Origin of the sequence: Lysobacter sp. TY2-98, assembly GCF_003367355.1 — a bacterium.
Lineage (GTDB): Bacteria > Pseudomonadota > Gammaproteobacteria > Xanthomonadales > Xanthomonadaceae > Cognatilysobacter.
The window spans coordinates 1990135-2002558 of record NZ_CP031413.1 but is presented as its reverse complement, the minus strand read 5'-3'; the positions used below and the strand labels follow the sequence as shown (position 1 = coordinate 2002558).

At 67.1% G+C, this 12424-nt stretch carries 12 protein-coding genes; 10 read left to right on the top strand and 2 right to left on the bottom strand.

From position 1 onward, the window contains the following. Positions 1-57: 57 nt before the first annotated feature. The 5 genes from DWG18_RS09665 to DWG18_RS09645 all read left to right on the top strand — a co-directional run bounded on the left by DWG18_RS09665 (position 58) and on the right by DWG18_RS09645 (position 5049). Entirely contained in the window at positions 58-1263 is a 1206-nt protein-coding gene (locus DWG18_RS09665) for an aminotransferase class I/II-fold pyridoxal phosphate-dependent enzyme (protein WP_115646995.1), read from the top strand. A gap of 108 nt (positions 1264-1371) precedes the next feature. Continuing rightward, on the top strand, positions 1372-2355 hold the full coding sequence (locus tag DWG18_RS09660; RefSeq protein ID WP_115648133.1) for a malate dehydrogenase: 984 nt from the start codon (positions 1372-1374) through the stop codon (positions 2353-2355). A gap of 116 nt (positions 2356-2471) precedes the next feature. Next, positions 2472-3359 (top strand): methylisocitrate lyase, encoded by an 888-nt coding sequence (gene prpB, locus DWG18_RS09655; protein ID WP_115646994.1) that lies wholly within the window; start codon positions 2472-2474, stop codon positions 3357-3359. Positions 3360-3426: 67 nt separating this feature from the next. After that, entirely contained in the window at positions 3427-4572 is a 1146-nt protein-coding gene (gene prpC / locus DWG18_RS09650; RefSeq protein WP_115646993.1) for a 2-methylcitrate synthase, read from the top strand. 3 nt (positions 4573-4575) lie between these two features. Then, positions 4576-5049 (top strand): potassium channel family protein, encoded by a 474-nt coding sequence (locus DWG18_RS09645; protein WP_115646992.1) that lies wholly within the window; start codon positions 4576-4578, stop codon positions 5047-5049. 40 nt (positions 5050-5089) lie between these two features. On the opposite strand, the gene DWG18_RS09640 is transcribed toward DWG18_RS09645, so the two are convergent. Together DWG18_RS09640 and DWG18_RS09635 are read right to left on the bottom strand one after the other, a co-directional pair. After that, positions 5090-5701 (bottom strand): glutathione S-transferase N-terminal domain-containing protein, encoded by a 612-nt coding sequence (locus DWG18_RS09640; protein ID WP_115646991.1) that lies wholly within the window; start codon positions 5699-5701, stop codon positions 5090-5092. 101 nt (positions 5702-5802) lie between these two features. Then, positions 5803-7836, bottom strand: a complete 2034-nt coding sequence (locus tag DWG18_RS09635) for an NADPH-dependent 2,4-dienoyl-CoA reductase (protein ID WP_115646990.1) — start codon at positions 7834-7836, stop codon at positions 5803-5805. Positions 7837-8197: 361 nt separating this feature from the next. On the opposite strand from DWG18_RS09635, the gene DWG18_RS09630 reads away from it, so the two are divergent. The 5 genes from DWG18_RS09630 (at position 8198) to DWG18_RS15295 (ending at position 12369) form a co-directional block, all read left to right on the top strand. Further along, entirely contained in the window at positions 8198-9328 is a 1131-nt protein-coding gene (locus tag DWG18_RS09630) for an OmpA family protein (RefSeq protein ID WP_115646989.1), read from the top strand. Positions 9329-9514: 186 nt separating this feature from the next. Continuing rightward, positions 9515-10591, top strand: a complete 1077-nt coding sequence (locus tag DWG18_RS09625; protein WP_115646988.1) for an OmpA family protein — start codon at positions 9515-9517, stop codon at positions 10589-10591. A 287-nt stretch (positions 10592-10878) separates the two neighbouring features. Beyond that, the gene (locus DWG18_RS09620) at positions 10879-11352 is read left to right on the top strand and encodes a hypothetical protein (protein ID WP_115646987.1); all 474 of its coding nucleotides are present in this window, start codon (positions 10879-10881) and stop codon (positions 11350-11352) included. Positions 11353-11358: 6 nt separating this feature from the next. Further along, positions 11359-12138: a pseudouridine synthase gene (locus DWG18_RS09615; protein ID WP_115646986.1), complete on the top strand. Its 780-nt coding sequence runs from the start codon at positions 11359-11361 to the stop codon at positions 12136-12138. Between the two features lie 63 nt (positions 12139-12201). Continuing rightward, positions 12202-12369, top strand: coding sequence for a hypothetical protein (locus DWG18_RS15295; protein ID WP_162823789.1), 168 nt, complete (start codon positions 12202-12204; stop codon positions 12367-12369). Positions 12370-12424: the final 55 nt, after the last annotated feature.

Sequence of the window (12424 nt, the reverse complement as noted above, 5' to 3'; positions counted from 1 at the left end):
CCCCTGCGCCGTTGCGCCTCGGCCGGCCTCCACCGCCGTATTTTTCGAGGTTCCGCGATGCCCCGTCTCGCCTCGCGCATCGGTCGCGCCAAGCCCTCCGCGATCATGCAGGTCGCCGAAAAGGCCAAGCGTCTCAAGGCCGAAGGCCGCGACATCATCAGCTTCTCGATCGGCGTCCCGAACTTCCTGCCGGGCCCGCATGTGTACGAAGCGGCGGCCAACGCGCTCAAGCACGACAGCGGCCAGTACGGCAGCAACCGCGGCGCCGACGCGCTGATCGATGCGTTCCTCGCGCACATGGCCGAGATCGGCCTGACCGGTTACACGCGCGCCAACTGCGCGACGGGCATCGGCGCCAAGCACGTCATCTACAACCTCGCCGAAGCGTTGCTCGACGAAGGCGACACGATCGCGTTCCCGACGCCGTACTGGACCAGCTACGTCGACATCGCCGAGATCGTCAACGCGAAGATCGACCTGCTGCCGTGCCCGGCCGAGCAGAACTACAAGCTCACGCCCGCGCAGCTCGATGCCGCGCTCGCGAAGAAGCCGCGCGTGTTCCTCTTCAACAACCCCTCGAATCCGACCGGCATGGTCTATTCGAAGGACGAGATCAACGCGCTCGCCGACGTGCTGGTGAAGTACCCCGACACGTGGGTCATCACCGACGACATCTACAACCGCATGGTGTTCGACGGCATCGGCTATCACAACTTCGTGCATGCCCGCCCCGAACTGCGCGAGCGTGTGATCTTCATCGACTCGCTGTCGAAGACGTACGGCATGCCGGGTTGGCGCGTCGGTTTCATGGCCGGGCCGGAAGTCATCGCGCAGGCCTGCGTGACGATGAACTCGAACCACATCACCAACCTGCCCGAAGTGACGACCGCCGCCGCGATCGCCGCGCTCACCGGTCCGCAGGACGTGCCGCAGCAGAAGAACCTCGAGTTCCAGGCCAAGCGCGACCAGGTCATGGCGGTGATGGACAGCATCCCCGGCGTGAAGTGCCCGCGTCCGCAGGGCGCGTTCTACGCATTCCCGGACATCAGCGCCGCGTTCGGCAAGACGCACGGCCCGACGGGTCTCGCGATCAGCAACGACGCCGACTTCTGCAATGCGCTGCTCGAAGCCAAGGGCGTGGCCTGCGTGCCGGGCTCGGCATTCGGCGAGCCGCGCGCGCTGCGCATCAGCTACACCTGCCCGACGCCGCAACTGCAGCCGGGCCTCGAGCGCTTCCGCGAATTCTTCGCAGAGCTCGTGTGATCCATGGACGCGGAAGCGCTCAGCTCCGCGTCCAAGCCGTCCGGCAAACGCGACGGCATCCAGGAAGATTCGTCCGACAACCCCACGCTTGATCCACGGAGTTCGTACATGAAGACCCCCGTCCGCGTCGCCGTCACCGGTGCAGCCGGCCAGATCGGTTACTCGCTGCTGTTCCGCATCGCCAGTGGCGAAATGCTCGGCAAGGATCAACCCGTGATCCTGCAGATGCTCGAGCTGCCGATGGAGAAGGCGCAGGCCGCGCTCAAGGGCGTGATGATGGAACTCGAGGACTGCGCGTTCCCGCTGCTCGCCGGCATGGTCGGCACGGATGATGCGGAAGTCGCGTTCAAGGACGCCGACATCGCGCTGCTGGTCGGCGCGCGTCCGCGCGGCCCGGGCATGGAGCGCAAGGACCTGCTGCTCGAGAACGCGAAGATCTTCACCGCGCAGGGCGCAGCGCTGAACAAGGTCGCCTCGCGCAACGTGAAGGTGCTGGTCGTCGGCAACCCGGCGAACACCAATGCCTACATCGCGATGAAGTCGGCGCCGGACCTGCCGGCGAAGAACTTCACCGCGATGCTGCGCCTCGATCACAACCGTGCGCTGTCGCAGCTCGCGAACAAGGCGGGCGTGCCGGTCGGCGATATCGACAAGCTCGTCGTGTGGGGCAACCACTCGCCGACGATGTATCCGGACTACCGCTTCGCGACGGTCAACGGGAAGTCGCTGAAGGACATGATCAACGACCCCGAGTGGAACGCGAACGAGTTCATTCCGAAGGTCGGCAAGCGCGGCGCGGCGATCATTGAAGCGCGCGGCCTGTCGTCGGCGGCGTCGGCGGCGAATGCCGCGATCGACCACATCCGCGACTGGGTGCTCGGCACCAACGGCAAGTGGGTGACGATGGGCGTGCCGTCGGACGGCAGCTACGGCATTCCGGAAGGCGTGATCTACGGCGTGCCGGTGACCTGCGCGAACGGCGAGTACACGCGCGTCGAAGGCCTGCCGATCGACGACTTCAGCCGCGCCGCGATGGACAAGACGCTGGCCGAGCTCGAGGAAGAGCGGCAGGGCGTCGCGCATCTGCTGTAACGCATCACGCACGATGACGAAGGCGGCCTTGGTCGCCTTCGTCGCTTTGGTGGTCCGGCGAGGCATGAGCCCGCCATCGCTCGCGCACGTCGCGGGCCGCATTCGATGAGGCCGCAATGACGCAACAGTCCGCAGGCGCGCGCTTCCGCGCCGCACTCTCCGAGGAAACTCCGCTGCAGGTGATGGGCGCCATCACCGCCTATGCCGGCCTGATGGCCAAGCGCACGGGTTACAAGGCGCTGTATCTCTCCGGCGGCGGTGTCGCCGCGAATTCGCTGGGCATGCCGGACCTCGGCATCTCGACGATGGAGGACGTGCTGACCGACGCGCGTCGCATCGTCGACGCCACGCAGATGCCGCTGCTCGTCGACATCGACACTGGTTGGGGCGGTGCGTTCAACATCGCGCGCACCATCCGCAACTTCGAGCGCGTCGGCGTGGCTGCGGTGCACATGGAAGACCAGGTCGGGCAGAAGCGCTGCGGCCATCGCCCCGGCAAGGAAGTGGTGTCGACGCAGGAAATGGTCGACCGCGTGAAGTCGGCGGTGGACGGCCGCACCGACGCGTCGTTCGTCATCATGGCGCGCACCGATGCCGCGGCGGTCGAAGGCGTGGATTCGGCGATCGAACGCGCGCTCGCCTACGTCGAGGCCGGTGCCGACATGATCTTCCCCGAAGCGATGAACTCGCTCGACGACTACCGCAAGTTCAAGGCCGCGGTGAAGGTGCCGATCCTGGCCAACCTCACCGAGTTCGGTTCGACGCCGTTCTTCACCACGGACGAGCTGCGCGACGCCGGCGTCGACATCGCGCTCTACTGCTGCGGCGCGTATCGCGCGATGAACAAGGCCGCGCTGAACTTCTACGAGACCGTGCGTCGCGAAGGTACGCAGAAGAACATCGTCGACACGCTGCAGACGCGCGCGGAGCTCTACGACTTCCTCGGCTACCACGCCTACGAGGACAAGCTCGACGAACTCTTCGCGTCGTCGAAGAACGATTGAATCCAGCGCGGCCACACGGCCGCGCACTCCGCTTCCGCGTCGCGGAAGTCGCAATGAGAGAAATGACATGAGCGAGCAAGTGCTTCCCAAGGCCAAGAAGTCCGTCGCGCTGTCCGGCACCGCCGCGGGCAACACCGCGCTGTGCACGGTCGGCCGCAGCGGCAACGACCTGCATTACCGCGGTTACGACATCCACGACCTCGCGACCAAGTCGACGTTCGAGGAGGTCGCGCACCTGCTGGTGCACGGCACGCTGCCGACCACGGCCCAGCTGCGCGCGTACAAGACCAAGCTCAAGCGCCTGCGCGGCCTGCCGGCGATCGTGGCGGAAGCGCTCGAGCTCGTGCCTGCCAATGCGCACCCGATGGACGTACTGCGCACCGGTTGCTCGGTACTCGGCACCGTGTTGCCTGAGCGCGAAGGTCATCCGGCGTCGGAGGCGCGCGACATCGCCGACAAGCTCATCGCGAGCTTCGGCTCCATGCTGCTGTACTGGTGGCACTTCACCCGCAACGGCGAGCGCATCGAGACGCTGACCGACGACGATTCTGTCGCCGCGCATTTCCTCCACCTGCTGCACGGCGAGCGCCCGTCGTCGCTGCACGCCGACTCGCTCGACAAGTCGCTGATCCTCTACGCCGAGCACGAGTTCAACGCGTCGACGTTCACCGCGCGCGTCATCGCCGGCACGGGCTCGGACCTGCATTCGTGTATCACCGGTGCGATCGGCGCGCTGCGCGGCCCGAAGCACGGCGGCGCGAACGAAGTGGCGATGGACATCATCAGCCGCTACGCGACTCCGGACGAGGCGGAAGCCGACATCCGCGCGCGCATGGAGCGCAAGGAGATCGTCATCGGCTTCGGCCATCCGGTCTACACGATCGGCGATCCGCGCAATCCCATCATCAAGGAGATCTCGCGCAAGCTCTGCGCGGACGGCGGCAACATGACGCTGTTCGACGTGTCCGAGCGCATCGAGAATCTGATGATGGACACCAAGAAGATGTTCCCGAACCTCGACTGGTACAGCGCGTCGGCCTATCACATGATGGGCATTCCGACGCCGATGTTCACGCCGCTGTTCGTGATCGCGCGTACCACCGGCTGGAGCGCGCACGTCATCGAGCAGCGCGAGGACGGCAAGATCATCCGCCCGAGCGCGAACTACATCGGGCCGGAAGATCGCGAGTACGTGGCGATCGACAAGCGCTGATCAATGCAGGCGGGCGCGCCCTACGGCATCCATGCGCTCGCCATCGGGGCGGCGATCATCGCGATCGTCGCCACCGTCTCGCTCAACTTCGTCGGCATGAAATGGTTGGGTGGCTTGTACAACCGGCACCGCGAGCGCGTCGGCGGGCCGGTGGGGCATCACTCGATGCTGCATATGGTGTTCGGGCTGCTGTGCCTGCACGTCGCATCGATGCTGGTGTTCGGCGTCGGCTTCTGGGCGCTGTTGCAGGTGCCCGAAGCCGGCAGCATCGATGGCGCGCATCACGCGGGCATGTTCGACGCGTTCTATCTGTCGGCGATGACGTACTCGACGGTCGGGTTCGGCGATCTGGTGCCCAAAGGTCCCATCCGCTGGCTGGCGGGCGCCGAAGCGCTGGTCGGGCTGATGATGATCGCCTGGTCCGCGTCATTCGCCTTCATGGAGATGTCGCGCCACTGGCGCGACGATCTCCGTTGAATCCACCAGCGACCGGCACGATGCACCGGTCGCGCTCACATCAGGCCAGGCCCTCGGCGACGAGTGCGGCCTGCACGCCCGGATCCGCATCCATGCGGCGCACGAATGCGGCAAGGTTGTCGTAGCCCGACAGGTCGACGCCCGTCTTCGCCGCCCAGCGCAGCGTGATGTAGAGATACGGATCAGCGTAGCTGCGGAAGCCGGCGATCCACTCGCGGCCGTCGAGCTGCGCGTTCGCGCGCGCATACATGTCGCGCAGACGCTTGCGCGCGATCGCCTTCACCGCGTCGAACTGCGACTCGTCGGCGATGAAACGGCCCGGTCCGAACAGCGGGTGGAAGGCGGGGTGGAGGTCGGCATTGCAGTAGGCGAGCCAGCGATTCGCTTCGGCACGCTCGCGCGGGCTGCCGTCGCCGCCAAGGCCCGACGCCGGATACAGGTCGGCGATGTAGCCGACGATCGCAGCGTTCTGCGTCAGCACGAAGTCGCCGTCCTCGAGCGCCGGCACCGCACCGACCGGATTGATCGCCAGATACGCCGGCGACTTCATCTCGTCCGCCGTCAGCACCTGCACGCTGAACGGCGCGCCGGACCAGTGCAGCGAGATGTGGCACGCGGTCGAGCACGCACCGGGCTTGGTGTAGAGCTTCATGGACGACTCCGGCGGACGAAAGGCGCGACTATCGGGCCACGCGCCGCCTCACGGCGACGCGATGGCTGCGATGGAGGGTTCCATCCGTGGGCCGACGGCCCTCAGAGCGCGGCGGCGACACGGCTGCCCTGTGCGATCGCGCGCTTGGCATCGAGCTCCGCCGCGACGTCCGCACCACCGATGACCTGCACGTCGCGACCCGCCGCGCGCAGAGGCGCTTCCAGCGGATTGTTCGACAGCTGGCCGGCGCAGATGACGACGTTGTCGACCTCGAGCGTGCGTGGTTCGCCGTCGACGGTGATGTGGAAGCCGGCATCGTCGAAGCGCACGTACTGCACGCCGCCCAGCGCCTGCACGCCGCGCGTCTTGAGGCTGGCGCGATGGATCCAGCCCGTGGTCTTGGCAAGGCGCGCACCGGGTTTGCCCGCACTGCGCTGCAACAGCCAGATCGCGCGGGCGACCGGCGGCTTCTCCGGCGCGCGCAGGCCGCCCGGCACGTCGGTGTAGTCGACATCGACGCCCCATTCGCGGCGCCACGCATCGATGTCCAGCGACGGCGACACGCCTTCGTGTGCGAGGAACTCGGCGACGTCGCAACCGATTCCGCCTGCACCGACGATCGCAACGCGCGGACCGACCGCAACGCGCCCGGCGAGCACGTCGTCATAGCGCAACACGCGCGGATCGTCGTGGCCGGGGAATTCGACGGGGCGGGGCACCACGCCCGTAGCGAGCACGACCCGATCGAAGCCGGTGAGTGTGGCGTCGTCGACGCGCGACGACACGCGCAGATCGACGCCATCGAGTTCGATGCGGCGGCGGTAATAGCGGATCGTCTCGTTGAACTCTTCCTTGCCGGGAATGCGACGCGCGAGGTTGAACTGTCCGCCGATGTCGTCGGTTGCTTCGAACAGTGTCACGGTGTGGCCGCGCTGTGCGGCGACCGTCGCGCAGGCGAGACCCGCAACACCCGCACCGACGACTGCGACGCGCTTCGGCGCCGACGTCGGCGCATAGACGAGTTCGGTTTCGTGGCAGGCGCGCGGATTGACCAGACAGCTCGCGCGCTTGTTCTCGAACACGTGATCGAGACACGCCTGGTTGCAGGCGATGCAGGTATTGATCTCGTCGACGCGTCCGTCGCGCGCTTTCGCGACCCAGCGCGGATCGGCGAGCAGCGGTCGCGCCATCGACACCATGTCCGCGGCGCCGCTGGCGAGCACGCGCTCGGCGACGTCGGGCATGTTGATGCGATTGGTCGCCACCAGCGGCACGCTCACGTGCGGCTTCAGGCGCGCAGTGACGTCGACGAACGCCGCACGCGGCACCGATGTCGCGATCGTGGGAACGCGCGCCTCATGCCACCCAATGCCGGTGTTGATGATGGTTGCGCCCGCCGCTTCGACCGCCTGCGCCTGCTGTACGACCTCGTCCCAGGCGAGGCCGCCGTCGACGAGGTCGAGCATGGAAAGCCGGTAGATCACGATGAAATCGGGGCCGCAGGCTTCGCGGATGCGGCGCACGATTTCGACCGCGAAGCGCATGCGCTTGGTCGCGTCGCCGCCCCATGCGTCACTGCGCTTGTTGGTGCGCGACGCGGTGAACTGGTTGAGCAGATAACCTTCCGAGCCCATCACTTCGACGCCGTCGTACCCCGCCTCGCGCGCCAGCTTCGCGCTGCGCGCGAATGCGCGGATCTGACGCTCGACACCGGACGCCGACAACGCCTTCGGCGAGAACGGATTGATCGGCGCCTTGATCGCGCTCGGCGCGACCTGCAGTGGGTGATACCCGTAGCGACCGGCGTGCAGGATCTGCAGGCAGATGCGCCCGCCGTTCGCGTGCACGGCGGAGGTCACCTGGCGGTGGCGTCGCACCTGCCACGGCATCGACAGCGTGCCCGAGAGCGGCTTCAGCCAACCCCGCACGTTGGGCGCGAAGCCGCCCGTCACCATCAGCCCGACGCCACCTTCCGCGCGTTCGGCGAAGTACGCAGCGAGCTTGGGAAAGTCACGCGCATGGTCTTCGAGGCCGGTGTGCATCGATCCCATGAGCACGCGATTGCGCAGCGTCACGAAGCCGAGGTCGAGCGGGGCGAAAAGATGGGGAAAGCGCGGGTGGGGCGCGGCAGTCATGCGTGGATACGCTTGCGTACGGTGGGCGCACCATGCCGGGAATCGAAGCAGCCGGCAAGTCGCGGGACGCTTGGGCATGCGAAACGGCGCGCGGCTCTGCCATCAGGTGACGCCGAGCGTCACGCAACCACGCGCCCGGAGCCCGATTGCGTCGACACCCCAACGACGCCGATTAATCAAAACCCACTAAAAAAAGCCGTTTCGGGAACTTCGAAAATTGTTAGTGGGTAGTTAACAGCGCCTTCACAGCGCCGCTTCTAGGCTCCGCGCCGATGGCTTTGTTCAGTTAGCCGTCTCGCACGGTCGGAAAAAACGCTGACGCGCATTCCCCTCTCCCGATTCCCCTAGGAGCACGTACAAGATGAACAAGAAACTCCTCTGCGCCGCCCTGCTCGGCGGTTTGTCGCTGGCGCAGGCCGCTCAGGCCCAGACGTTTGACGATCGCTGGTACATCACCGGTTCCGCTGGCTTCAACCTGCAGGACAACGATCGCGGCACGCGCAACGCGCCGTTCGGCACCATCGGTTTCGGCAAGATGTGGAACCCGAACTGGTCGTTCGACGTCGAGGCGAACTACCAGAATCCGCGTGCCGACTACAACCAGGACCTGTGGTGGAGCCAGTACGGCGTGTCGTTCGACGCTCGCCGTCACTTCATCGCCGAAGGCCGCAACTGGAACCCGTACGTCGTGATGGGTCTGGGCTGGCAGAAGTCGGAAGAGGAGTTCGATCCGTCCAACCCGCTGATCCCGGCGCGCTTCGAGCGTAACGGTGCGCCGAGCCAGCGCGAAGACAGCCACGTCGCCGGCAAGATCGGCGTCGGTCTCCAGGGCGACGTCGGTAGCCGCGTCAAGATCCGCACCGAGCTCGCGCTGCGCCTCGACGCCGACAACGACAGCGTCGGCGCCCTGCTGCAGGACAACGACCACAACGACGGCGAAGACTGGTTCCAGGACGTGCTGGCGTCGGTCGGCGTCGTGATCCCGCTGGGCCCGCCGCCGGCGGCCCCGGTCGCCCCGGCTCCGGTTCCGACCTGCGCGGACAAGGATGACGACGGCGACGGCGTGAACAACTGCGACGACAAGTGCCCGGGTTCGACGGCCGGTCAGGCCGTGGGTCCGGACGGCTGCGCCGTGCCGCTCACGATCGACCTGAAGGGCGTGAACTTCGACTTCGACAAGTCGACGCTGCGTCCGGACGCGATCGCGATCCTGGACGAGGCGGTGCAGATCCTCGGCCGTTACCCGGCGCTGCGCGTCGAAGTCGCGGGTCACACCGACCTCTGCGGCACCGATGCGTACAACCAGTCGCTGTCCGAGCGCCGCGCCCGTGCGGTGTACGACTACCTGACGAGCCACGGTATCGACGCTTCGCGTCTGGCCGGCCCGAATGGCTACGGCGAGAGCCGTCCGCTGGAGAACACCCCGCAGACGCTGCCGGCGTGCAAGAGCGAGCGCAACCGTCGTACCGAGCTGAACGTCCAGAACCAGTAAGCGTTCGGTTTCCCGCAGTACCTCGAAGCCCGGCCTCGCGCCGGGCTTCGTCTTTATCTACGGCCGCTGGTCGGCACTTCGTTCAGGGTTGTTAAAAAAACCTGACGATCGTGCAATCATTCAGCTCGGCCTGTTCAGGAGCGTTACGGCCTGGCTGCCGTTTCCGACCTTCTTTTGGAGTTGCACATGAAGATCCGCATGCTGAGCACCGCTCTGCTCGCCGGCCTCGCCTTCGCCCAAGTCGCGCAGGCGCAGGCGTTCGACGACCGCTGGTACCTGTCCGGCGACGTTGGCTTCAACATCCAGGACAACGCCCGTGGCACGCGCAACGCGCCGTTCGGCGCGATTGGCATCGGCAAGCCCATCAACGCGAACTGGTCGTTCGAGACCCAGCTGAACTACCAGAACCCGCGCTTCGACGCGAACCAGGATCTGTGGTGGAGCCAGTACGGCATCTCGTTCGATGCCCGTCGCCACTTCCGTGCGGAAGGCCGTTCGTGGAACCCGTACGTGCTGGTCGGTGCCGGTTGGCAGGAGTCGGAAGAAGAGTACGACGCCTTCCCGAGCCCGAACTCGCCGGGCCAGCGTAAGGACGGCAACTTCGCCGCCAAGGTGGGCGCGGGTCTCGAGGCCGACGCCGGTCCGGTCCGCATCCGTGGCGAACTCGCCTGGCGCACGACGTTCGACGACCAGAGCCACGCGGCTCCGGACAAGAGCGGCTTCGGTGACCTGCTGGCTTCGGTCGGCGTGATCATCCCGCTCGGCGCCGCTGCTGCGCCGGTCACCCCGCCGCCGGTCGTGACCTGCGCGGACAAGGATGACGACGGCGACGGCGTGAACAACTGCGACGACAAGTGCCCGGGTTCGACGGCGGGTCAGGCCGTGGGTCCGGACGGCTGCGCCGTGCCGCTCACGATCGACCTGAAGGGCGTGAACTTCGACTTCGACAAGTCGACGCTGCGTCCGGATTCGATCGCGATCCTCGACGAGGCCGTGCAGATCCTCGGCCGCTACCCGCAGCTGAAGGTTGAAGTCGCCGGCCACACCGACCTGTGCGGCACCGACGCCTACAACCAGTCGCTGTCGGAGCGCCGCGCCCGCGCGGTGTACGACTACCTGACCGGTCACGGCATCGACGCGTCGCGCCTCGTCGGCCCGACCGGTTACGGTGAGAGCCGTCCGCTCGAGACGACGCCGCAGACGCTGCCGGCGTGCAAGAGCGAGCGCAACCGTCGTACCGAGCTGAACGTCCAGAACCAGTAAGCGTTCGGTTCCATTGCGGTAATCCGAAGCCCGGCCTTGCGCCGGGCTTCGTTTTTTCTTGGGGCGAGTGAGGTTTTCGCACCACGCACCACGCACGCGAGCCGTGGCGTCGCACCTTTCACCGTGTTCCGCGAAGAAGGACGACAGCGCTGCAAGCGCTCTGACCAGCCCACGACGCCTGCGATGCGGCACCGACGCAGGTGCCGCTTCAAACCATCGAGCCCGCATACACGCTTTCACCAAACGCGACGTATGCTGTCCGTCTAATTCGGCCGTCGGAGATCGCCATGCGTCGCTTCGTCCTCCTGTCCCTCGTGCTCGCCAGTGGAAGCGCGTTCGCGCAGGACGCCTGCACCGGCCTCGCGCGTTCGGCGACGGCGCCCGTTTCGGCGCCTGCACTCGCACCTGAACTCGTCGCGCCCGCGCCGCAACTCGGCGCGCCCAGCGGCGTGCTCGCGCAGGCGTTCGATCAGACACAGACGGTCGACGCCGTGCTGCTGCGCATGCGCATAGACAAGTGCCGGTCCACGGCGAACGTCGGCAACGCCGGGCAGTTCGTGCCGGGCATGGATCCGGCGTCGTACAAGCCGCAGACCCAGTTCGACAACACGCCGTGGCGGTTCGACATGAACCAGAACGGCAAGCGCATGACGGCCGACGAATTCGACGCCTGGATGAAGGCGCGCGGCGTGCGTGTCGCCAAGGGCGCGCAGCCGGTGCCTCCGCCGCCGCCTCCGCCGGCCGACGCCGACAAGAAGTAATCGCGCATGCCGCCGGCGGTGCCCCGGCACGGGCTGGCGCGCGTGCTGTCCAAGCGCGGGCTGTGTTCGCGCACGCAGGCGGCGACGTGGATCCGGGACGGGCGCGTCGCAGTGAATGGCCGCACCGTTCGCGACCCTGAATTTCCGGTGCGCATGGACGTCGATCGCGTCGATGTACGCGATCTCGACGTCGATGCGACGACGCCGATCTACCTCGCGCTCAACAAGCCGCGCGCGCTGGTGACGACCGTGCGCGACGAGCGCGGTCGCGACACCGTGTATCGCTGCTTCGACGGCGCCGGGCTGCCGTGGATCGCGCCGGTCGGGCGGCTCGACAAGGCGAGTGAAGGCCTGCTGCTGTTTTCCAACGATCCGCGCTGGGCGGCGTCGATCACCGACCCGGAGACCGGCCCGCCGAAGACCTATCACGTGCAGGTCGATCGCATTCCGGACGAGGCGACGCTCCGTGCGATGGAAGTGGGTGTCGAGGTCGACGGCGAGCACCTTGCCGCTGCGGCGGTGGCGCTGCTGCGCGAGGGCGCGCGTAACGCCTGGCTCGAGGTCGTGCTGGACGAAGGTCGCAACCGCCACATCCGTCGGCTGCTCGAGGCGTTCGACATTGGCGTGTTGCGACTGGTGCGGGTCGCGATCGGCCCGCTGGTGCTTGGCGATCTGCCGAAGGGTGCATGGCGGCTGCTCACCGCCGACGAAGCGGCGTCCCTCGGCCCGAGCCGGGCCGCCGACGTGAAGGCCGCGTCGACGCCGTCTTCAGGCCAGCGGGCGTAGCGTCCGTCGACCGCCGCGGCCGGTGCGCCCGGCGGTCACCGCTACGCACCACGGAGCGCCACCTTGGACATCCTGTTCGCGATCCTCCTGTACTTCGGGCTCATTCCATCGCCGGACGCGACCGGCGCGCCGCCGACCACGGCGGCGCTGACCGCGGACGGCACCACCGATCCCAGCGACGGCGGCTCCGACGCCAAGCCGCGCGTCTGCGGTAATCGCTGCTCGTACTGAGCCGCCGTTTGGCGATCGTCCGTCGACGCGCGCGAGCGTGCGACGAAGTGAAGGT